This is a genomic window from Pseudomonas sp. H1h (genome assembly GCF_000633255.1).
Taxonomy (GTDB): domain Bacteria; phylum Pseudomonadota; class Gammaproteobacteria; order Pseudomonadales; family Pseudomonadaceae; genus Aquipseudomonas.
The window spans coordinates 31,159-54,060 of record NZ_AYMJ01000011.1 but is presented as its reverse complement, the minus strand read 5'-3'; the positions used below and the strand labels follow the sequence as shown (position 1 = coordinate 54,060).

The 22,902-nt window shown below is 60.0% G+C and carries 18 protein-coding genes and 1 pseudogene; 9 read left to right on the top strand and 10 right to left on the bottom strand.

Annotated features, from left to right (window positions below; genetic code table 11):
* Positions 1-83: 83 nt before the first annotated feature.
* On the bottom strand, positions 84-956 hold the full coding sequence (locus tag U862_RS0108215) for a LysR family transcriptional regulator (RefSeq protein ID WP_025109948.1): 873 nt from the start codon (positions 954-956) through the stop codon (positions 84-86).
* A gap of 78 nt (positions 957-1,034) precedes the next feature.
* On the opposite strand from U862_RS0108215, the gene U862_RS0108210 reads away from it, so the two are divergent.
* On the top strand, positions 1,035-1,982 hold the full coding sequence (locus tag U862_RS0108210; protein ID WP_025109947.1) for a DMT family transporter: 948 nt from the start codon (positions 1,035-1,037) through the stop codon (positions 1,980-1,982).
* 245 nt (positions 1,983-2,227) lie between these two features.
* Positions 2,228-3,304, top strand: a complete 1,077-nt coding sequence (hppD, locus tag U862_RS0108205) for a 4-hydroxyphenylpyruvate dioxygenase (protein ID WP_025109946.1) — start codon at positions 2,228-2,230, stop codon at positions 3,302-3,304.
* 127 nt (positions 3,305-3,431) lie between these two features.
* On the opposite strand, the gene rarD is transcribed toward hppD, so the two are convergent.
* The 4 genes from rarD to U862_RS0108185 all read right to left on the bottom strand — a co-directional run bounded on the left by rarD (position 3,432) and on the right by U862_RS0108185 (position 8,227).
* Complete coding sequence (gene rarD, locus U862_RS0108200; RefSeq protein WP_025109945.1) at positions 3,432-4,313, bottom strand: EamA family transporter RarD; 882 nt, start codon at positions 4,311-4,313, stop codon at positions 3,432-3,434.
* Between the two features lie 427 nt (positions 4,314-4,740).
* A complete protein-coding gene (locus U862_RS0108195) occupies positions 4,741-5,754 on the bottom strand; it encodes an aldo/keto reductase (RefSeq protein ID WP_025109944.1) in 1,014 nt (337 codons plus the stop codon).
* A 68-nt stretch (positions 5,755-5,822) separates the two neighbouring features.
* Positions 5,823-6,722 carry a LysR family transcriptional regulator gene (locus U862_RS0108190; protein ID WP_025109943.1) on the bottom strand — a complete coding sequence of 300 codons (900 nt, stop codon included), beginning with the start codon at positions 6,720-6,722 and terminating at the stop codon, positions 5,823-5,825.
* Between the two features lie 194 nt (positions 6,723-6,916).
* Positions 6,917-8,227, bottom strand: a complete 1,311-nt coding sequence (locus tag U862_RS0108185; protein WP_025109942.1) for an MFS transporter — start codon at positions 8,225-8,227, stop codon at positions 6,917-6,919.
* Positions 8,228-8,399: 172 nt separating this feature from the next.
* On the opposite strand from U862_RS0108185, the gene U862_RS0108180 reads away from it, so the two are divergent.
* The 5 genes and pseudogenes from U862_RS0108180 to U862_RS0108165 all read left to right on the top strand — a co-directional run bounded on the left by U862_RS0108180 (position 8,400) and on the right by U862_RS0108165 (position 14,142).
* On the top strand, positions 8,400-9,518 hold the full coding sequence (locus tag U862_RS0108180; RefSeq protein ID WP_025109941.1) for a sugar diacid recognition domain-containing protein: 1,119 nt from the start codon (positions 8,400-8,402) through the stop codon (positions 9,516-9,518).
* 381 nt (positions 9,519-9,899) lie between these two features.
* Entirely contained in the window at positions 9,900-11,042 is a 1,143-nt protein-coding gene (locus U862_RS0108175) for a glycerate kinase (protein WP_025109940.1), read from the top strand.
* Between the two features lie 245 nt (positions 11,043-11,287).
* A pseudogene (locus tag U862_RS31415) lies at positions 11,288-12,055 on the top strand (MCP four helix bundle domain-containing protein); the annotation flags it as partial.
* A complete protein-coding gene (locus tag U862_RS31410; protein WP_371262566.1) occupies positions 12,050-12,913 on the top strand; it encodes a methyl-accepting chemotaxis protein in 864 nt (287 codons plus the stop codon). The pseudogene U862_RS31415 and the gene U862_RS31410, both read left to right, overlap by 6 nt.
* A 41-nt stretch (positions 12,914-12,954) precedes the next feature.
* A complete protein-coding gene (locus tag U862_RS0108165) occupies positions 12,955-14,142 on the top strand; it encodes a pyridoxal phosphate-dependent aminotransferase (RefSeq protein ID WP_025109938.1) in 1,188 nt (395 codons plus the stop codon).
* 143 nt (positions 14,143-14,285) lie between these two features.
* On the opposite strand, the gene U862_RS0108160 is transcribed toward U862_RS0108165, so the two are convergent.
* The 5 genes from U862_RS0108160 to U862_RS0108140 all read right to left on the bottom strand — a co-directional run bounded on the left by U862_RS0108160 (position 14,286) and on the right by U862_RS0108140 (position 19,620).
* Positions 14,286-15,263: a D-glycerate dehydrogenase gene (locus U862_RS0108160; RefSeq protein WP_025109937.1), complete on the bottom strand. Its 978-nt coding sequence runs from the start codon at positions 15,261-15,263 to the stop codon at positions 14,286-14,288.
* 13 nt (positions 15,264-15,276) lie between these two features.
* Entirely contained in the window at positions 15,277-16,575 is a 1,299-nt protein-coding gene (locus tag U862_RS0108155) for an MFS transporter (RefSeq protein WP_025109936.1), read from the bottom strand.
* A 43-nt stretch (positions 16,576-16,618) separates the two neighbouring features.
* Complete coding sequence (locus tag U862_RS0108150; RefSeq protein ID WP_025109935.1) at positions 16,619-17,650, bottom strand: sugar kinase; 1,032 nt, start codon at positions 17,648-17,650, stop codon at positions 16,619-16,621.
* Positions 17,643-18,425, bottom strand: a complete 783-nt coding sequence (locus tag U862_RS0108145) for a sugar phosphate isomerase/epimerase (protein WP_025109934.1) — start codon at positions 18,423-18,425, stop codon at positions 17,643-17,645. Before U862_RS0108145 ends, U862_RS0108150 begins: the two co-directional genes overlap by 8 nt.
* A gap of 166 nt (positions 18,426-18,591) precedes the next feature.
* Positions 18,592-19,620 (bottom strand): LacI family DNA-binding transcriptional regulator, encoded by a 1,029-nt coding sequence (locus tag U862_RS0108140; protein WP_025109933.1) that lies wholly within the window; start codon positions 19,618-19,620, stop codon positions 18,592-18,594.
* A 228-nt stretch (positions 19,621-19,848) separates the two neighbouring features.
* Here U862_RS0108140 and U862_RS0108130 point away from each other — a divergent pair, with 228 nt between their 5' ends.
* Positions 19,849-20,724 carry a hypothetical protein gene (locus U862_RS0108130; RefSeq protein WP_025109932.1) on the top strand — a complete coding sequence of 292 codons (876 nt, stop codon included), beginning with the start codon at positions 19,849-19,851 and terminating at the stop codon, positions 20,722-20,724.
* Positions 20,725-20,792: 68 nt separating this feature from the next.
* Positions 20,793-22,892 (top strand): hypothetical protein, encoded by a 2,100-nt coding sequence (locus U862_RS0108125; RefSeq protein WP_025109931.1) that lies wholly within the window; start codon positions 20,793-20,795, stop codon positions 22,890-22,892.
* Positions 22,893-22,902 lie beyond the last annotated feature (10 nt).

The following is a 22,902-nucleotide window of genomic DNA, read 5'->3' as shown; positions in this document are numbered from 1 at the left end:
CGAATGCAGGCCTGGCAACGGCGCGCCTGTGAAAACCAGCGGAGTCAGAAGGGATGATAGATGGCCGTTGACGCTTGTGCTGCTCACGGTTGATGGATCTGTGTCGCCAGTTCGATAAAGGCCAGCGTGGCCGGAGATGCCTGGCGCTGATCGAGGACGGCAAGGCCGATCTGGCGCTGCACGGCGGGCAACAGTGGCTTCTTTACATAGCGCTGCGTTGCAGCGTCCGGTAAGGAGCCTTCGGCGACGATAGTGATCGCCTCGCCACGCCCAACGACATCCAGCGTGCTGAGCAGTTGCGAGCAACGATAGCGGATGTTCGGTTGCAGGCGCGCGGCATTGAACAAGCGTGAAACCAGCTCCGAGGAGCCAGCCTCGGTCAGCACAAACGGATCGGCGCACAAGTCCTTGAGGCTCAGTGCGGGTGACGCGGCCAATGGATGATTGACCGGCAGCAGTGCGACCATCTGGTCTGCGGTCAGGGCAAAGGTATCGAAACGATCCTCGGGCAGCACCACAAAACCGATGTCGATTCGCCGTTCTTCCAGCCACTGGACAATCTGCCGATCCGGCCCTTCATCAATGTGCACTTCGATGCCCGGATGCGCTTGGCGATAGTGGCGGAGAATCGGCGGCAGCAACTTGATCGACGAGGTCGGGCCGAACGAGCCGATGCGCAACGTGCCGCTTTTCATGCCGCGCGCATCGGCCGCTTCCTGGCGCAAGGTGTTGGCCAGGCCAAGCATGGCCCGCCCGCGCTGCAGCAATTGCTCGCCGATGTCGGTGAGTTCGACCTGCGACTGATGCCGGCGTAACAGTTCGACCCCCAGCTCCTGCTCCAGCGACTTCAGCGCGTGCGACACCGCCGACTGCGAAATCCCCAGGCGATGGGCGGCGAGGGTGAAACCGCGCAGTTGCGCGACCAGCGAGAAGATCTCCAGTTGAGTGAGGGTCATGAGTATTTGCTCATTTTACGATGACAAGAAATGAAGTGAATGATACGCCATCCTTCAGCTTCCTTCGTTTGGAGCGTCATGCGTAACGTTGAGCAAACCCACACAACAGCCTCCGACCGCCCGGTTTATCTAACCCTTGCAGCGGTCACCATGATTTGGGGCGGGACCTTTGTCGCCGGGCGTTTTCTGGCGGGCAGCCTCAGCCCGCTGTTCGCCGCCAGCCTGCGTTTCCTGCTCGCCAGTGCGGCGCTGCTGGGGTTTCTATGGATCGCGCGAATCCCGCTGGCGCGGCCAACGCCCCGACAATGGCTGCAACTGACGCTGCTGGGGTTCTTCGGAATTTTCTTCTACAACCTGTGCTTCTTTTATGGCTTGCACTACATCAACGCCTCGCGTGCTTCGTTGATTGTTGCTTTGAATCCGGCAGTGATCGGCCTCGCCTCATGGTTGCTGTTCAAAGAACGCCTGGGGCGGGTGAAAGTCGCTGGCATCGCGCTGTGCATCGCCGGCGCCAGTCTGGTGATTGTCAGCCGCAATCCGCAATTGCTTGCGACGACACCTGACGCGTGGATCGGCGATCTATTGATTCTCGGCTGCGTAGTGGGGTGGGGTGTCTACTCGCTGTTCTCCCAAGGTCTGAACCGGTCCCTCGGCCCACTGCAGACCGTGACGTTCTCGGTGTTGATCGGCACCGTGATGCTATGGGGGCTGGCGGTAATGCGCGGCGAAGTGAGCGGGGCAGCCTTGATCAGCCTCGGCACGCCACAGTGGCTGAGCCTGATCTACCTCGGCGTGCTCGGCTCGGCGCTGGCCTACATCGGCTATTACGACGGCATCCGCAAAATCGGGGCGACCCGTTCCGGCGTGTTCATTGCGCTGAATCCGTTGACGGCGGTGGTGCTCGGCGCGCTGTTGCTCGGCGAACAGCTGACATTGACCCTGTGCCTGGGCGGCGGCTTGGTACTGGCGGGGATTTACCTGTGCAACAAACCCCTTGCGCCCGCGCCAAAAAGGCGGATTTTATAGAGAGGGCAGACAACCCTATTTACGCTGTGTAGAATCGGGTTACGCATACAATAATAATCGTCTTCTGGCAGCAGAAGCCTCGCCCGCAAGAGCCTTGGGTCGACAATGAAGATATTCGGGTTTCAACTGATCTATGGTGACTTCCTCGCCCGCAGTGTGCGAGGCATCTCCTGCGCACCTCCCGCCAGTCTCAGCATTACTGACAAATAACTCTGGTTAATTGATAAGAATGATGAGGCGTCACCATGACCGATTTATACGAAAACCCAATGGGCCTGATGGGCTTTGAGTTCATCGAGTTCGCATCGCCGACTCCTGGCACCCTGGAGCCGATCTTCGAGATCATGGGCTTCACCAAGGTCGCGACCCACCGTTCCAAGAACGTGCACCTGTATCGTCAGGGCGCGATCAACCTGATCCTCAACAACGAACCCAACAGCGTCGCATCGTACTTCGCGGCCGAACATGGCCCGTCGGTGTGCGGCATGGCGTTCCGCGTCAAGGACTCGCAGAAAGCCTACAACCGCGCCCTGGAACTTGGCGCCCAGCCCATCCACATCGAAACCGGGCCGATGGAGTTGAACCTGCCGGCGATCAAAGGCATTGGCGGCGCTCCGCTGTACCTGATCGACCGTTTCGGCGAAGGCAGCTCGATCTACGACATCGATTTCGTGTTCATCGAAGGCGTTGACCGCAACCCGGTTGGAGCCGGTCTGAAGATCATCGACCACCTGACCCACAACGTTTACCGCGGGCGCATGGCCTACTGGGCCAACTTCTACGAGAAGCTGTTCAACTTCCGCGAGATCCGCTACTTCGACATCAAGGGCGAATACACCGGCCTGACCTCGAAAGCGATGACCGCGCCGGACGGCATGATCCGCATCCCGCTGAACGAGGAATCGTCCAAGGGCGCCGGGCAGATCGAAGAGTTCCTGATGCAGTTCAACGGCGAAGGCATCCAGCACGTGGCGTTCCTCACCGACGACCTGATCAAGACCTGGGATCAGTTGAAGAAGATCGGCATGCGCTTCATGACCGCGCCGCCAGACACCTACTATGAAATGCTCGAAGGCCGTCTGCCGAACCACGGCGAGCCGGTGGATCAACTGCAATCGCGCGGCATCCTGCTCGACGGCTCGTCGAACCCGGACGACAAGCGCCTGCTGCTGCAGATCTTCTCGGAAACCCTGATGGGGCCGGTGTTCTTCGAATTCATCCAGCGCAAGGGCGATGACGGTTTCGGCGAGGGTAACTTCAAGGCCCTGTTCGAATCGATCGAGCGTGACCAGGTGCGTCGTGGTGTACTGACCACCGAGTAATTTTCGACACTGCTACAAATTGTGGGAGCGAGCCTGCTCGCGAATGCGGTCCTTCATTCAACATCAAAGTTGACTGAGTTGACGCTTTCGCGAGCAGGCTCGCTCCCACAGTTGTTTTGTGCTGTTTTTAAGGTCGGCGTTGCCGCATCAGGTGCTTGAACCCTTCAAACACCAGCACCACCACCGCCATCCAGATCGGAATGTAGGTCAGCCATTCGCCGGCCTTGATGCTTTCGCCCAGCAACAGCGCCACACCGAGCAGCAACACCGGCTCTACATAGCTGAGCAGGCCGAACAGGCTGAACGGCAGCAAGCGGCTCGCAATGATGTACACCACCAGTGCCGAGGCGCTGATCAGACCGAGCAGCGGAATCAGCCACAGCAGGCCCGGATACTGATCGAACACACCAAAGCCTTGCTCGCCACCGCGCACGAACCAGTACGCCACCGGCAGCATCAGCGTCATGTCGACCCACAAGCCGCCGAGGTGATCGGTCTTCAGGCGTTTGCGCAGCACGAAGTACAGCGGGTAGCCAACCACGACCACCAGCGTCGCCCAGGAAAAACCGCCGACCTGATACAGCTCGTTCGCCACGCCCAGGGTTGCAAAGAACACCGCGATTTTTTGCAGGTACGACAGGCTGTCGCCGTATACGATGCGCCCGGTCAGCACCATCGCCAGTGGCAGCAGGAAATAGCCCAGCGACACGTCGAGGCTGTAGCCGTTGAGCGGCGCCCACATGAACAGCCACAGCTGCACGCCGAGCAACGCTGCGGAAACGAGCAGGCCACCGATCAGCTTCGGAAAACCGGCCACACGCCGCAGCAATTCCAGCACCCGCCGCCATTCTCCGGAGACCAGCATGAACACCGTCATGCACGGCACGGTCAGCAGCATTCGCCAGCCAAAGATTTCCACGCCACTCAACGGGGTGAGCAGCGAGGTGTAGTAATACATGACGGCAAACAGCACCGAGGCTGAAACCGATAAAGCGATACCTTTAGACAAACTGTCCTCGCGGGTGGGTGATCAAACAGGGCGCGCAGGATACGTGGTTTTTGTGTTGAATATTGGCCAAGTGATCAATATTCCCCACATCTTGAAGATAAGCACAAATCCTGTGGGAGCGACGCTACGACGATTCGGTCTGCTCGCGAGAGGGAAGCAAACCTGACATCTTCAGAGACTGTTCCACCGCTTTCGCGAGCAAGCCCGCTCCCACAATGGGGTCTGCGGCGAGCCACCCATCCCGATCCAGCCTGCAATCCCGTGTGGGAGCGGGCTGAATCGCGAAGGCGTCCGCCCATTCAACAATCGTGCTGCCTGATCCACCGCTTTCGCGAGCAAGCCCGCTCCCACAATGGGGTCTGCGGCAAGGCACCCATCCCGACCCAAACCTCAATCCCCTGTGGGAGCGGGCTTGCTCGCGAAGCTTTTATGCCTGACGCGGTTGACGGCCCGAGACAAAATGGCTCACATCATTGAACCCCGGTGTCGAGGCGTGCCCCGGTGTCACCAGAGAGTCGATGAACGCCTCATCCTCAGCGGTGATCTTCACCGCCTGCGCCTTGGTGTAGGCGTCCCACTGTTGTTCGGTGCGTGGCCCGACGATCGCCGACGTCACCGCGCTGTTGTTCAGCACCCAGGCAATCGCGAATTCGACGATGCCAACCCCGCGGCCTTGGGTGTATTGCTGAATCTGTTGGGCAATGCGCAGCGATTCCACGCGCCATTCGGTTTCCAGAATGCGTTTGTCCTGACGCCCGGCGCGGCTGTTGGCGTCCGGGGTTACGTCCGGCGCGTATTTGCCGCTGAGTACGCCACGGGCCAGCGGGCTGTAGGGCACCACACCGAGGCCATAGGTTTGCGCGGCGGTGATCTGCTCGGTCTCGGCCTGGCGGTTGACGATGTTGTACAGCGGCTGGCTGATCACCGGGCGGTCGACACCGAGCTTGTCCGCGATGCGAATCACCTCGGCAATCCGCCAGCCACGATAGTTCGACAGGCCCCAATAACGGATCTTGCCCTGGCGAATCAGATCGCCAATCGCCGATACTGTGACTTCCAGCGGGGTGTTGTGGTCTTCGCGGTGCAGGTAATAGAGGTCGAGGTAGTCGGTGCCGAGACGCGTCAGGCTGGCCTCCAGCCCGTTGAAAATATGCTTGCGGCTCAAACCGCTGCGGTTCGGCACACCGTCCACCGGGCCGAAACCGACCTTGGTCGCCAACACCCAATCATGCCGATGGCGAGCAATCGCCTCGCCGACGATCTCTTCGGAGCGGCCATTGGTATAAACGTCGGCAGTGTCGATGAAATTGATGCCTTGATCCCAGGCCTTGTCGATGATGCGCAGCGAATCCTCTGCGCTGGTCTGCTCGCCAAACATCATCGTGCCGAGGGTGAGGGTAGACACCTGCAACCCCGAGTGCCCCAGTGTGCGATAGCTCATGCCGAAATCCTTTTATCGGTGGGAAAACTCCAATCAAATACCAGAAGCGTCCGATGCGGCAAAGTGAATTATCGGCTGAGTAACGCACAACGCGCCTGCAAAAACGTCTGCAGTACCCGGACTCGCTCGGACACCTGCACCCGATGCGGGCACAGCAGGTTGAACGGCACGCTCTCGCCTTGCCAGTCATTGAACAGTGTCACCAGTCGCCCGGCGTGCACGTCTTCGGCGACGTCCAGCCAGGCCTTGTAGGCGATGCCATGCCCGGCCAGCGCCCAGCGCCGTGCGACTTCGCCGTCATCGCTTAAGTAGTCGCCGTGGACTTCGACTTCCAGCGTTTCGTCCTCGCGACTAAAACGCCAGGTGTTGTAAGGCCGCCCCTTGCGCAGGTAGAGCAGGGCGCTGTGCTCGCTCAATTCGCCGGGATGTTGCGGTGTGCCATGGCTGGAAAGATAGTCGGGGCTGGCGCAGGCAACCCGCCGATGCGCCGGCAGAATCGGCAACGCCACCAACGTCGAATCGCTGGGCACACCGTAGCGCAGGGCGACGTCCACGGTTTCGCGAAACAGGTCGGCCTGGCGATCGTTGAGCAGCAACTGCAGCTGGATATTCGGATGTTCGCGCTTGAAGTCGTCCAGCCACGGCAGCAACACGTTGCGCCCGAAGTCCGACGGCGCCGCGAGTTGCAGCACCCCGCTGAGGCCTTCGCCTTGTTGCTTGAGCGCTTGTTCACCTTCGGCCAGCGCACCGAGGGCGATGCGCACACTGTCGAGATAACGCCGACCTTCTTCGGTCAGGCGCATGCTGCGAGTGGAACGGGCGAGCAGGCGGATACCGAGGCGGGTTTCCAGCCTCTTTAGCGCAATGCTGGCAGCGGCGGGCGTCAGTTCCAAGGCACGGGCAGCGGCAGAGATACTGCCGGAATCGGCCACGCGCACGAAGATCTCCAGATCGAGAATCGAGCTCATTGGTAAAAATCCTTTAAAGATCTTTGCGCTTTTGCGGGATTTTTCCGTGATTGGCAAGCCCAGCTTCTGCAATCAGTGAGCTGCACGCTTTCGCCTGAAAGCAAAAAGATCGCAGCCTGCGGAAGCACCTACATAGAAATACGTGTTTTCTGTAGGGGCTGCCGCAGGCTGCGATCTTTTGATTTAAAGCGTGATTACGCGCGCAACGTGCGCGTCATGCGCAACGCCAGCAAGCTGCCGCCGACGATCACACCCGCCAGCAGGTACAACGCCGCATCGGTCGAACCGGTGCTGTCCTTGACCCAGCCGACCAGGTACGGGCTGAGGAAACCCGCCATCTGCCCCATCGAATTGATCAACGCCAGGCCACCGGCCGCAGCACCCGCGCTCAACATGGCGGTCGGTACCGGCCAGAACATCGGCAGACCGGTCAACGCGCCCATGGTCGCAAGGGTCAGGCCGAGGATGGCGATGGCCGGGTTGGCGGCGAAGTTCACCGCGATGACCAGGCCGATGGCGCCCATCAGCATCGGCACCACCAAGTGCCAGCGACGTTCTTTGCGCAAATCCGCCGAACGCCCGACCAGCAACATGAACACCGCCGCCAGCAAGTACGGAATCGCGCTCAGCCAACCGATCACCAGGTTGTCGCTGAAGCCGAGGTTCTTGATGATCGACGGCAGCCAGAAGTTGATCGCGTACACGCCGCTCTGGATGCAGAAGTAGATCAAGCCGAAGGCCCAGATCGCCGGGTTCTTGAACACCGCGAGCAGCGAGTCGGACGTGGTTTTTGGTTTGTTCGCCAGGTCTTCGGCCTGATCGGCTTCAAGCACGGAGCGCTCATGTGCGGTCAGCCACTTGGCGTTGGCGAAGCTGTCGCTGAGCAGGAAGTACGCGAGCACGCCGAGGATCACGGTCGGGATGCCTTGCAGCAGGAACATCCACTGCCAGCCGGCCAGACCACCTTGCCCGGCGGCGAAGTGATTGAGGATCCAGCCGGAGAACGGACTGCCGAGCAGGCCCGAGACTGGGATCGCCGACATGAACAGCGCCATGATCCGCCCACGGCGGAACGTCGGGAACCACTGCGAGAGGTACAGCACCACGCCCGGGAAGAACCCGGCTTCGGCCGCGCCGGTAAACAGGCGCAGGGTGTAGAACTGGGTCGGCGTGGTGACGAACAACAGGCAAGTCGACAGCGTGCCCCAGGTGATCATCATCAGCGCGATCCAGCGTCGTGGGCCGAATTTGGTCAGCGCCAGGTTGCTCGGTACGCCGCACAACACGTAGCCGATGAAGAAGATACCGGCACCGAGGCCATACACGGTTTCGCTGAACTTCAGCGCGTCGAGCATCTGCAGTTTGGCAAATCCAACGTTGACCCGGTCGAGGTAGTTGAACAGGTAGCAGATGAAGATGAAGGGGATCAAACGCAGGGTGATGCGTTTGTAGACGGCGTTTTTACCGTCATCGATGGTCTGGGTAGCTGCGGCGCTCTGCGACATAGCGGCTCTCTCTTTATTATGATTTTTTGCGATGCACAGGTTAACGTTGATCGCCCTGAGAGTCTCGGCCACCTGTGGCCGGATTGTCTTTGTGCCTGAGCACAGGGTTTGCCGTCAGACCCTGTGCGGGTGAACAACCGTCCGCCGCCGCTGCTTGAGGATTTTGCCGATCATGTTCGAACTCGATCACGACCTTGCTCAGGATATCGTCGACCGGGCCATGGCCATTTTGCCCTACAACGTCAACGTCATGGACAGCCAGGGCTTGATCCTCGGCAGTGGCGAGCCGGAGCGCATCAACACTCGCCACGAAGGCGCACAACTGGTGCTGGCCAACGGTCGTGTGGTCGAGATCGACGCGCAGACGGCGGTGCATCTGAAAGGTGTGCAACCGGGGATCAACTTGCCGCTGTTACTCGATCAACGTTTGATCGGCGTGCTCGGCATTACCGGTGAGCCGGAACAACTGCGCACCTACGCCGAACTGGTGCGCATGACCGCGGAAATGCTGGTCGGCCAGCGCAATCAGCAGGCCGAGCAGCAATGGCGGCGCCAGCGTTGCGATGACCTGCTGGCGTTGCTGTTGAGCGAAGCCGGGGACTCGCCGCGCCTGGTCGATGAGGCGCAGCAACTGGGGCTCAAGCCGCAATTGACCCGGGTGCCGTATCTGTTCGAACTGGGCCTGGAACATGGCCCGGGGCAAACCGTCGAGGCGTTGAGCGCCTGGTTGACCTCGCGTTATCCGGACAGCTGGTGCGTGAGTTCGGCCAAGTCATCGCTGCTGTGGTGTCGCCCGGCGGCTCAGAACGTTGAGCATGATCGCTTGCTGGAAAAGCTTGACGGCCTCGGCTGGAACATTCTGCGCATTGCTGTCGGTGGGCAGGCGGACGGGCTGGCCGGATTGCGTCGTTGTTATCGGCGGGTCGGCGATCTGCTTGCCTATGGCCGGGACGTGTTACCGCACTCGCGCTTGCTGACCCTCAATCGCTATCGCTTGCCGGTGATGCTCTGGCGCCATCGCAACGATGATGCGCTGGACGAGTTGCTCAAACCGTTGCGTAAAGTCATCGCCAAGGACGGCAACGGCCAGTTGCTCGCGACCCTGCGCAGTTGGTGCGAGCACGACGGACAGAGCCAGGCGTGTGCCGATGCACTGGGCATTCATCGCAACAGTTTGCGTTACCGGATGGAGCGGATTGCCGAGATCAGCGGGGTGGATCCGCTGCGTCTGGATGGGATGTTGGCGTTGTACCTTGGGGTGCAATTGTTACCGCAGACTGATCCAGGCTGATCGGGTGTTTTCAAAGACGCCTTCGCGAGCAAGCCCGCTCCCACCTTTGGAATGCATTCCTCCTGTGAGAGCTGGCTTCCACCTTTTGGAATGCTTTCCACCTGTGAGAGCTTGCTTCCGCCTTTGGAATGCATTCCTCCTGTGAGAGCTTGCTTCCACCTTTTGGAATGCATTCCTCTTGTGAGAGCTTGTTCCAACCTTTTGGGGTTCACTCGTCCTGTGGGAGCGGGCTTGCTCGCGAAGAGGCAGGTACATACAACACATCTCTCGCTGAGCTTTTGTAGAAATGAACAATAAACGCCCACCCCGCTTGTGCAGCGGACAGGCGTCAATGCGCATGCCGACTGGCAGCATGAGAAGCATTGGAACTGGAGAATTCGCATGAAGATCGTCATCGCCCCCGATTCGTTCAAGGACAGCCTGAGTGCCCAAGGCGTTGCCGAGGCCATTGCACTGGGCCTGGCGCAGGTCTGGCCGCACGCCACACTGGTCAAATGCCCGATGGCCGACGGCGGCGAGGGGACGGTGGAGTCGATTCTTGCCGCCTGCGAGGGCGAGTTGCGCCGCACCCGGGTGCGTGGCCCGCTGGGCGCACCGGTCGACGCTGCGTGGGGCTGGTTGCCGCATAACCACACCGCGATCATCGAAATGGCCGAAGCCAGTGGCTTGCAATTGGTGCCGCCGGGGCAGCGTGATGCGTGCATCAGCAGCACGTTCGGCACCGGTGAACTGATTCGCGCCGCGCTTGATGCCGGCGCGCAACGGGTGATTTTGGCGATTGGTGGCAGCGCGACCAACGATGGCGGCGCAGGGGCCATGCAGGCGCTCGGGGTCAAGTTGCTCGATGCGCAAGGTCAGGCTCTGGTGCCGGGCGGTCTTGCGTTGGCGCAACTGGCGCGTCTGGACCTGAGCGCACTTGACCCACGTCTGGCCCAGGTGCGCTTCGACATCGCCGCCGACGTCAACAACCCGCTGTGCGGCCCGCACGGTGCCTCGGCAATTTTCGGCCCGCAAAAAGGCGCGTCACCGACCCAGGTGCAGCAACTGGATCAGGCACTGGGGCACTTCGCCGAACTTTGTGCGCAAGCGCTGGGCAAGGACGTTCGCGATGAACCGGGAAGCGGTGCAGCGGGTGGATTGGGCTTTGCCGCCAAGGCATTTCTCGGCGCGCAATTCCAGGCCGGGGTTGAAGTGGTGGCGGAACTGGTGGGCCTGGCCGACGCCGTCAATGGTGCCGATCTGGTGATCACCGGCGAAGGCCGCTTCGACGCGCAGACCTTGCGCGGCAAGACCCCGTTCGGTGTGGCGCGGGTCGCCAAACAACACGGTGTGCCGGTGATCGTCATTGCGGGCACGCTGGGCGAGGGTTATCAGGAACTCTACGAGCACGGCATCGATGCGGCATTCGCCGTGACCAGCGGCCCGATGACCCTGGAACAGGCCTGCGCCGAGGCGCCGCGCTTGTTGCGCGAACGGGCGACGGATATTGCCCGGGTCTGGCAGATGGCCAAACTCAATATCTGACGCACTGAAAACATTGTGGTGAGGGGATGAATCCCTTCACCACAGGGGGCAAGCTGCAAAGGTGTTTCACTGCTGTAACACTTTGAAAAATATTTCCGCTTTACACGAAACCTTCCTAAAGCCCGGCCGATACAGAGATCAGGCGCACACAGATTCCCTCGAACAGTGACGCCGGACTGAACCCGCCCAAGGGCCAGTGATGACGGCAAGGACGCTCGCAGTTACCTCTATCCGAGAGTCCAACCATGTCCTTGCGTAACCTGAATATCGCGCCCCGTGCCTTCCTCGGTTTTGCCTTTATCGCCTTGCTGGTGATCGTCCTTGGCGTGTTCGCCGTCAATCGCATGTCGACCATTCGCCAGGCCTCTGTCGACATGGAAACCAATCAACTACCCAGCGTCGCGTACCTGGGCAAGGTCACGGAAAACGTTCTGCGCCTGCGCATTCTGTCGTTCCGCGTACTGGTCAACCGAGAGCCGGCGGCGTTGCAGGATGCCCAGACCCGCATCAACGAACTGGTGGACAAGGTGCGCAGTGCCCAGGCCGCTTATGCCGCGTTGCCGGCCGGAGGGGAGGAACTGGCGCAATACAAGGTCTTCGCCGCGACGCTCGACAACTACTTGCAAGCGCAAAACCAGATGATGGAGCTGTCGCGCCAGGACAAGGTCGAAGAGATGCGCACCCTGATCAATACAAGGATCAAGGACGGCACCGATCAGATGGGCGAGCAGCTCAACAAACTGATCGCAATCAACGCTTCGGATGCGAAAGACGCCTCCGCTCAGGCCGGCGAGCATTACGACAGCGCCATTACCGGTATCGTCACTGTTGCCGTTGTCGCGGCACTGGCCACCGTGCTGCTGGCCTTGCTGCTGACCCGCAGCATCGTCACCCCGTTGAACCGTGCAGTACTGGCGGCGCAAACCATCGCCGGTGGCAACCTGAGCAAAACCATCGAAGTCGATGGCAAGGACGAAGCCACGCAGTTGCTGCAGGCGCTGGCCACGATGCAAACCAACCTGCGTAAAACCATCGAGCAGATCGCGGGCTCCGCCACCCAGTTGGGCGCCGCCGCCGAAGAACTCAGCGCGGTCACCGAAGAAGCCTCGCGTGGCTTGCAACAGCAGAACGATGAGATCGAACAGGCTGCGACGGCCGTCAACGAAATGACCGCCGCCGTGGAAGAAGTGGCACGGAACGCCGTATCGACCTCCGAGGCCTCGAACCAGTCGACCCACGCCGCCCGCGAAGGTCGCGATCAAGTGGTGAAGACAGTCGACGCGATCCAGATCATGACCCGCGACGTGCAGAACACCGCGCAGATGATTGAAGGCCTGGCCGCGCAGGGCCGCGACATCGGCAAGGTGCTCGACGTGATCCGCGCCATCGCCGAACAGACCAACCTGCTGGCCCTCAACGCCGCCATTGAAGCGGCACGTGCCGGTGAGGCCGGGCGTGGGTTTGCGGTGGTGGCGGACGAGGTGCGCGCCTTGGCCCATCGCACCGCGCAGTCGACCCAGGAAATCGAGAAAATGGTCGCCGGCATTCAGAACGGCACCGGTGAAGCGGTGTCGTCGATGCAGCAAAGCAACCAGCGCACCCAGACCACCCTGGAAATGGCCCGCGCCGCCGGTGTCGCATTGGAGCAGATCACCCAGTCGATCCATCAGATCAACGAACGCAACCTGGTGATCGCCAGTGCCTCGGAAGAACAGGCGCAGGTGTCTCGCGAAGTCGACCGCAATCTGGTCAATATCCGCGATCTGGCCACGCAATCGGCTGCCGGGGCCAATCAGACCAGCGCTGCGACCCATGAGTTGTCGCGTCTGGCGGTGGATTTGAACGCCATGGTGGCGCGTTTTGTGATTTGAGATAGGGTGAAGGCTGGAGACCGCGCAATCAGGAGACGTACATGCGCTATTCAGCCTTGACCCAACGAATCGCCGGGGAGGGAGCAGCGGCCTGGCAGATTCATGACCGAGCGCTGGAGTTGCGCGCCGAGGGTGTCGATATCCTGCTGCTGAGCGTGGGTGATCCGGATTTCGATACGCCGCTGCCGATCATTCACGGCGCCATCGATAGCCTGTTGGCGGGCGATACGCATTATTCCGAGGTGCGTGGCCGTTTGGCGCTGCGCAAGCTGATCGCCGCTCGTCATCAGCGCCGCAGCGGTCAGGTGGTGGATGCCGAGCACGTGATCGTGCTGCCCGGCGCGCAATGCGCGGTGTATTCGGTAGCCCAATGCCTGCTGGATCCGGGGGATGAAGTGATCGTCGCCGAACCGATGTACGTGACCTATGAGGGCGTATTCGGGGCGTGCGGCGCGACGGTGGTGCCGGTTCCGGTGCGGCCGCAGAACGGTTTTCGCGTTGACCCGGCCGATGTCGCGGCGCGGATTACACCGAAAACCCGCGCCCTGTTGCTTAACAGCCCCAACAATCCGTCCGGCGCGAGCCTTTCCCTAATGATCTGGCAGGAACTGGCGGCGCTCTGCGTGCGCCACGACTTGTGGCTGATCAGCGACGAGGTCTACAGCGATCTGCTCTATGAGGGCGAGCACGTCAGCCCGGCGAGCCTGCCGGGCATGGCCGAACGCACCGCGACCATCAACAGCCTGTCCAAATCCCACGCCATGAGCGGCTGGCGGGTCGGCTGGTCGATCGGCCCGAAAGTGCTGGCCGAGCATTTGGTGAACCTGTCGTTGAGCATGCTGTTCGGCTTGCCGGATTTCGTGCAGAAAGCTGCGGAAGTCGCGCTGGAAAGCGATCTGCCGGAAGTGGCGCAGATGCGTGAGGAATACCGTTTGCGCCGGGATCTGGTGTGCGAGCGGTTGCGCGGTTGTCCGGGATTGCAGCCGATCCGTCCGGATGGCGGGATGTTCGTGATGGTCGATGTGCGTCAGACCGGGTTTGGCGCGCAGGCGTTTGCCGAGCGGTTGCTGGAAGGTTACGGGGTGTCGGTGCTGGCCGGGGAGGCGTTTGGGCCTAGTGCGGCGGGGCATATTCGCATCGGGCTGGTGCTGGACCGGGTGAAACTGGGCGATGCCTGCGCGCGGATTGCGTTGTGTGCGGCGCAGCTGTTGCAGGCGCGCAGTGCCTGAGAGATGTGTGTGGTTTGAACCGGCCTCTTCGCGAGCAAGCCCGCTCCCACAGTAGATGGGCGTGTACAAAACATTTTCTGTACACACTGCCCCCCTGTGGGAGCGGGCTTGCTCGCGAATGCAGTCTGCCATTCAGCGTATTTTCAGCCCTGCCAAGCTACCGGGTTGACCAGATTCGCCGGCTTCTCTCCAGCCAGCGCAGCAAGCAGGTTCTCCACCGCACATCGCGCCATCGCTTCGCGCGTCTCATGCGTCGCCGAGCCCATGTGCGGGGTCGCCACCACATTGTTCAACTGCAACAGCGGCGAGTCATGATTCAACGGCTCACGCTCGAACACATCCAGCCCCGCCGCACGAATCCGCTGATGGTGCAGCGCGTCGATCAGCGCCGCCTCATCCACGACTTTGCCCCGCGAAATATTGATGAAGATGCTCTCCGGGCGCATCAGCGCAAACTGCTCGGCACCTATCAGGCCTTCAGTCTGTGCGGTCAGCGGCAAGGTCAGGCAAATGAAATCCGCCTCTTGCAGCAGCGCTTCGAGGCTGCGGTACTGCGCATCGAAACGTGCCTCGACCGCGGGCTTACGCGATTGGCTGTGATAAAGCACCGGCATGCCAAAACCGAAATGCCCACGCTGGGCCAGGGCCTCGCCGATACGGCCCATGCCGATGATGCCCAGGGTCTTGCCATGCACATCGGTGCCGAAATGCGCCGGGCCGATGTTGCGGTGCCATTGGCCGCTGCGCACCATGTTCGCCAGTTCCACCACGCGCCGGGCCGTGGCGAGGATCAGCGCGAAACCGGTGTCGGCGGTGGTTTCGGTGAGCACGTCCGGGGTGTTGCTCAGCAGGATCTTGCGCCGGGTCAGGTAGTCGATGTCGTAGTTGTCGACGCCCACCGAAACGCTGGCGATGGCCTGCAGTTGCGGCGCCAGGTCGAGCAGCGCCGCGTCGAGTTTCAGGCTGGCGCCGAGCAAACCGTACGCGCCGGGCAGGGCGTCGCGCAGCTTCATCAGGCCGTCGGCATCGAGGCTTTCGATCAGCGTCACGTCACAGTGTTGTTGCAGGCGCGTCATCAGCGCCGGCGAGAGTTTCTTGTACAGCACGACTTGCTTTTTCATGGGCAAAATCTCTTCAGGAATGCGCTGGCACGGGACGCGTGGCAACGGCTTTGGCCACGACGCGGTCACTGGCGCCGGGCTTGAGAAAAATCGTCAGCACCACCGACAGCAGCAACGCGCCGCTCATCAGCAGGTACGAGGCACCGGGCGAGCCGGTGGAGCTGTTCAAGTAACCGACCAGGTACGAGCCGCCGAACGAACCGAGCGCGCCCATGCTGTTGATCAGCGCCATGGCGCCACCGGCGACGTTGGCCGGCAGGATCTCCGGGACGATGGCGAAGAACGGCCCGTAAGGCGCGTACATGCAGGCGCCGGCAATTACCAGCAAGGTGTACGACCACCAGAAGTGTTCCGCGCCCAGGGCGTAGGATCCGTAGAACGCAATAGACGCGATCAGCAGTGGCGGCCAGACGAAGCGTTTGCGCTTTTGCAGTTTGTCCGAGCCCCACGACACGGCGAGCATGCCGATCACCGCCGCCAGGTACGGTAGCGCCGACAGCCAGCCGGCTTCGATCATGTCCATTTGCGCGCCGGCTTTGAGAATCGACGGCAGCCACAGCACAAAGCCGTAAACGCCGATGCTCCAGCAGAAGAACTGTAGTGCCAGAATGATCACCTTCGGCGAACGGAACGCTTCGGCGTAGTTCTTCACTGCCTTGATGCCGACCTGTTCGGCGGCGAGGGCGCTTTGCAGGTCATGCTTTTCCTGTTCGCTCAGCCACTTGGCCTGAGCGGGACGATCATCGGCCAGCTTCCACCAGATAAACGCCCAGATCACCGCCGGCAAGCCCTCGATGATGAACATCCAGCGCCAGCTGAAATGCTGCACCAGATACCCCGAGACCACCGACATCCACAGCATGGTCACCGGGTTGCCGAGGATCAGGAAAGTGTTGGCGCGCGAGCGTTCGGCACGGGTGAACCAGTGGCACAGGTAAACCAGCATTGCCGGCATCACCGCCGCTTCGACCACGCCGAGCATGAAGCGAATCACGATCAGCCAATAGGCGTTGGAAACGACCCCGGTGAGGGTGGCGAGGCCGCCCCAGAAAATCAGGCTGAAGAAGATCAGCTTTTTCACGCTGTGCTTTTGCGCGTAGATCGCGCCGGGCACCTGGAAGAAAAAGTAGCCGAGGAAGAACAGCGCCCCCAGCAACGAAGACAGACCCGGAGTGATCATCAGGTCGGCGGCCATGCCCGAGGCGGCGGCGAAGCCGTAGTTGGCCCGATCCAGATACGCCAGGCTGTAGGTGATGAAGACGATCGGCATGATGTACCACCAGCGGCGGGTGGCGAGGGTTGCGGTTTTCATGGTCTTGCTCCTGAGCTTGTTGTTTTTGTCGCAGCAGGTTCAATTAATGGTTTGTCTGGGCGGGCCTCTTCGCGAGCAGGCTCGCTCCCACAGGGGAATACATTTCAAATGTGGGAGCGAGCTTGCTCGCGAAGGCGGCCTCGAATTCAGCGGTGAGTTCGGATCGGGTCGGCAAACCCTCCATGTCCCCGCGACTCTGCACCGCCCGACTGCCAATCCAGTTCGCACGCTGCACCGCCTCGGCAAAACTCTGGTGTTCCAGCAGGGCGCTGATCATGCCGACGGCAAACCCGTCACCCGCACCGACGGTATCAACCACGTTGGTCACCGGTACTCCGGCGACAAAGCCCTGATCCAGTTGCGTGCGGTAATAGGCGCCCTGAGGCCCCAGCTTGATCGCCACCGCTTCAGCACCCTGATCCAGATAAAACGCGGCAATGTCCGCCGGGTCTTCGAATCCGGTGAGCAAGCGGCCCTCACTCAACCCCGGCAACACCCAGTGGGCGAGGGCAGCGAGACGATTGATCTCGCGGATCATTTCCTGCTCGCTGGCCCACAGGCTAGGGCGCAAGTTCGGGTCGAACGACACGCTGCGCCCGGCCTGGCGCATGCGGGTCATCAGCTCGAAAGACATTTCCCGCGCGGTGGCCGACAGCGCCGGTGGAATCCCGGTGGCGTGCAGGTGACGGGCACTCAGCAGGCTGGTGCTGATCGACTGCGGCGACAGATGACTGGCCGCCGAGCCACGGCGGAAATACTCGACCTGCGGGTCGCTGCCATCGTCGTTACGGGACTTGAACTGGAAACCGGTCGGGTGCTGGTTATCGACCGCGACATGGCTGCAATCCAGACCTTCCCTGATCAAGGTCTCGACCACAAACCGTCCGAGGGAATCATTGCCGACCCGGCTCAGCCACGCCACGTTGAAGCCCAGTCGCGACAGACCGATCGCCACGTTGCTGTCGGCGCCGGCAATGCGTTTGTGAAAGTGTTCGACCGCGGCCAGTTCACCGGTCTGCTCGGCGACCAGCATCGCCATGGTTTCGCCGAACGAGAGAATATCGATATCAGACATGAGCAGGCTCCAGGCGCGATTGGCCGAGGCGGGCGAGGGCGGCGACGTGTTCGGTGGTCAGCGCCACCAGGTCATCGCCCTGCAACGGGTATTCGGCGGCACGCATAACGCCTTGGGCCATGTGCCGTAGCAGTTGTTCCCACAGATGCAGGTCGCTGACGGCGGGCGGCACGGCGACCAGTTTGCCGTCGGCGCGGCGGGCTACCGCTTTGCAGTGCACGTAGCCGACATGCCGCCCGAGCAGGCGTGCGGCATTGGCGGCCGACTGGTCCTGCCACTGCCAGTTGCCGATGTCGAAGGTCATTTTGACCGGCAGGTTGTGCTGCTCGACGGCGGCGAAAAAGCGCTGGAACGGTTCGATACGGCCGCCGTGCAGGGTTTGGTCATTCTCCACCAGTACCTGCACCGGGCTGTTGCCGAGCAGTTGCTGCAACGCCTGCAGATCACAGTTATCGGTGAAATAGCCGAGCGAGACTTTCAACCATTTCGAGCCGAACGCCTGGGCGTGTTGCAGAGCGCTGATCAATTCGGGATTGGGCCGCGCCTGGCCGGCGAGCCATAGTTCGGTGGGCGACGAATAGATGCTTTGCAGACCCTGCGCCTGAGTGGCGGCCCGCAGTTGCTCGGGCACTTCACGGGTCAGCAGTTCTTCACGCCATTCAATACGATCGGCGCCGGCAGCGGCCAGCACATTGATGAAAAAGTCCTGCCCGCGCTGGCGTACCAGTTCGGCGCCGTAGCTGGACAGGCTGATGGAAACGGCAGGTTTATTCATTCTTATCTACCTCTGAAACCGGTTTCATTTTTGTTCAAAAAAATATTAATAAGGTGTGAGTTGTTCTTTCAGGCCGCATCGCGGGCAAGTCGAATCGCCGCACCGCAGATCCCACAGCGGAACGCATTCCAAATGTGGGAGCGGGCTTGCCCGCGAAGAGGCCTGATCAATCAACACAAAATCCACGGGTTGAGCCACGCTCGACCAGCACCGGTGCAAAATCCAGCTGTCGCACCGCCTCGACATCCCCCCGCAAACGCTTGAGCAAACACTCAAAAGCTCGCGCGCCAATCTCCTCTGTAGGCTGGGCGAGGGCAGTAATCCCGCTGCCCACCAATGGATACCAATCCAGATCATCCAGTGCGATCAGCCCCACATCCTCGAACAAGCGGCAGCCGATTTCGCGTAGGGCAAGGGTGCAGGCCAGCGCGGCGACGCCGTTGGCGCAAAACAGTGCTTTCGGCCTGTTCGCCGGTTGATTTAAAAAGCGTTGAAGTTGAATCGCGAGTTCAGCGCCGGTTTCCAATACCGCCCCGGTCAACCCGGAGCGCTGGACAATCTGCGCCTGAAAACTGCTGACCCGCTCGATCCGCGAGCTGGTGCCGTCATACGGTTCGGTCACCAGCAACACATCGCGATAGCCGCGCTGCTCAAGGTGCGTCAGGGCCATTTCCACGGCCTGCAGGTTGTCCAGCCCGACCATGTCGCTGTCCAGGCCTTCAACCTTGCGATCCACCAGCACCAGCGGCATTTCCCGCTTCAACTCATCCAGCTCATCCCGGTGATGACCCAGGGTGTTCACGATCAGCCCCTCGATGTTGTACGAGCGCAACAGCGCCAGGTGCTGGCGTTCCTGCTCGTCATCGCGGTCGGTGTTGCACACCACCAGGCTGTAGCCGTGCGCACGGCAAGCGGTTTCTACCCCGTGCATCACGGCAATTGAATAAGGGTTGCGGATATCGGCCACCAGCATGCCGATCAGGCGGGTACGCCCGCGTTTCAGACCACGGGCCATCTGGTTCGGGCGGTAACCGAGTTCGGCAATCGCCTGTTCGATGCGCTGGGCAATGGCATCGGAGAGCAGGGCACGGTCATCGCCGATAAAACGCGAGACGCTGGCCTTGGACACGCCAGCGCGCTCGGCGACATCAAGCATGGTGACGCGGCTACGCTGGGCGGCGGAGAAGTCGTTCAAGGTTTGAACCTTTTATTGGCGTTATACATTTCAATGACGATGAAACCGGTTTCAGGAAACCTCATAAGTGTCCCGCCGTCAATCATCTCCCATCGTTTCGCTCAGTAGGACTCAGCCTGTTCCCGACAGGCGGTCGGAGTACCTGTCAGATCTGACAGTAGGCAGGCGCCTCGGACAGGTGCCTAATTTCCTTCAGGTAATGAGTGATTCAACAGCGGGAGTTCAACCATGCCAACGCCTGGCGACATGTCCACTGATGCCGGTGTTTCCGGAGCGGGAATATTGCTTAACGCTCCGAGAGTACAAGGAGTCGACCCTGCCGATCCCGGCGGTACGTTACCGGATGACGCAAAGCTGAAAGGCATTGTGGTGATCATTGACCGCTGGCCTGCGTTTCCCATCGACGCGCGGATCGACCGGGTTGAAATCTATGTCGTGGGGACGGTTGCTCCAGTTGTTTCGCGTACTTATCGTGCTCAGGATGCAGCTCCGGAGTTTTTTATTGAAGTTGCTGCGGCATTACTTCCGAATCTTACGACGTTTGAAATTTTTTATATTGTCTATTCGATCAATCCTTCTACGTCGCCCAATCGCCGCTTGAGTTTTGCCCCGGAACAAGTGCTTCCAGGTCCAAATTATCCAGATGCTAATATTTATGGTTATATCAATTGCACCAAGAAATCCCCGCCTGAACCAGGTGCCTTGTTTGTCTGGGAAGGCATCCGCGTTGTCATTGCTTTTAATGATCGGTTTCTGGCACTTGATGTCATCGAGTTGTACTGGCAAGGCTGGAATTCACTGAACGGAACCGGCACCCCGCTGACGCCCGTTTATACATTCACTAAAAACTTGAGCGCCACGGATATCACCGACAGGCTAGCCCTGCCTATCGTGATTCAGCCGTTTGTTCCGTACATCGAACCCATGAAAAATAATCACTCGGCGGTTGCCAGTTATCGGCTGACGCGTGGCGGTATTGCTGTTTATCGGTCTTTTGAAAGTGTAGTGAAGATAGATCGAGTACGGTCGGGACACCAAGGATACTGTGACAGTGCAGATTCAATGGCGTATCTGAACGGACACATAAAAAGTTCAGGGTACTGAAGAAGTTGGTTGAGTAATGTGTTGGGCACGCAAGGGTGTTTTGAACTTTCCTCATGATGGAGAAAAAAATGACGATTTATCAGGATAAAGAAACAGGCGTATCAGGTAGCAGTGTCGGGGTTTTGTTGGCACCGCTTCCCGTATTGCCGGATGGCCGTGGTCCTGCCGGAAATTTGATTCCAATCGACGCTATTCCTGTAGGACGTAATCTCTTACTGGAAATCTCGACGACTACCTGGACGACTCCCCATGACGCCGATTCGGTATCAGTGCAGGTCACTCGAACGGCGCCCCCCCCGAATCCGGCCAACAGTGATTTCACAACGGTCCCTCGCGTCTCTCTCGGCCCGGTTGCAGGCAGACCTGCCACCTTTATAGTCGAGGTGCCCGCCAGCTTTCTGGGTGAAGATGCAACGCCGGCGGGTCCAACGCCGATCTGGGTCAGGATTGCCCTGTATCAACGCAACCTCAATCAGTTGTCCTCTGATGTCGTACAGTTTTTCATTGACCGCACTGCGCCTTGGCAAGCCAAACCGACTCAGACAGGTCCCAACCCGGGAGCGACGCCTGGCGCCAAGTCAGTCCCGCTGGTGACCTTCCCCAACGCTCCGGGCGTTGGCACGACCATTGATGACGAGTTCGCAGCAAACAACCCGAACGGTCTGAAGGTTGCGATCGATACAACTTATTCCAACTTCCAGACAACGGATCGGCTGACTCTCTATGCAGCTGGCACCCGCACTGATCCACCGGCAGTGGCACCCATCTGGGACGCGCCGATCCCGGTCAGCGGTGAGGTGGAGGTTCCATTGCACGTGCTAAGAGCTGTAATCACGGGCAGGGTGCAGATATGGTTCCGCTTGACGGACGTTTCAGGGAACTTCAGCAGTTGGTCAGTCAACTATCGAAATGTGTTGTTCCTGCCGCTGCCAATTCTCGCGTCTCCAATCATTCCATTGGCGGAGAGAGATAACCTGATTGACCTGCCGGACGTGCGTCTCGGCGTCACGGTAATGGTGCTCCGTCCGACGAATACTCTGAATACGGACATCGTAAGCCTTCAATGGGGTAGTCAAACTGCGCAGGATCGGTCATTCGGATCGGATTCATCTGTGACCTTTGTCATCAGTTGGGCAACGCTGAGCGCTGAGTACTTTCTGAATCAGACTGGTACAAACTTCGAAGTGCCTGTAATCGTAACAGCGGATCTGTTACGCGGTGGTATCTCTATTAGCACTTCGTCAAAACTGATCAATACGGACTATTCGGTGGTAGGCAATCCCTACCCCATCGATCCTGTCAACCCTCCCGACGAGGTCAACCCCGAACTCAAACCGTTGATCGTGCGCGGACAACCTCCTGTTGTGGACAATCTGCTTGGCCCGCAGGATGTGAATCAGACAGCAACTATCTATATTGACCTTTCCCCCGTGAGTGGCGGAGTGTGGCCGGACCCGTTACCTGGAGATCTGGTGACAGTTCGTTTCAAGGGGGATGCAGGGGAGGTGGTTGTGGTATCGGAGCCGTTGACCACTGCCAATGTCAACACAATCATCCAACTTGGCTTGCCTTACGCCATTCTTGGCCCGGGTGGTCTGGGCGAGAAAGATGTATCGTGGGAACTGGAAAACCCGAATCGTAACAACTTACAGGAAGCCGCTAAAACGAAACTGACAGTCGATACAGTGGTCATCATCCTTGATGCCCCCGAGTTTGTAAGGCCCGCGGAAGACACGGGCACCCCGGATGAGTTCATCATCTGCAATAGCCTGACCGCTCCAACCCGTTTCGCGCGATTCCGTATTCCGCCCAATGACCATTTTGTCCAGGACATGGAAATCACCTTCAACTGGCGTGGGTTCCGCACGGATGACTATCTCACACCAGCGCCTGCGGACACTGAGTTCACCAGTACCCGCCGGATCAGTGCAGCAGAACTGATCAACGGGATGATCTTTGATGTGGGACCATATGACCCGGTCATTCGAAATGTGCCTGCCCCCCCTCCTGCAACACCGGACGACAGCGAGTTTTATGCGGGCTATGTAAAAGTCTGGTATTCAACGCCGATCGTGTCTAGTTCGGTGGTAAAGCAAATGACGATTTATTTGCTCAACGCTGACTTCAAGTATTGCGAAAGCGAGCCAGGCTGGCTGCCGACGCCATAAGCTTTTTGTA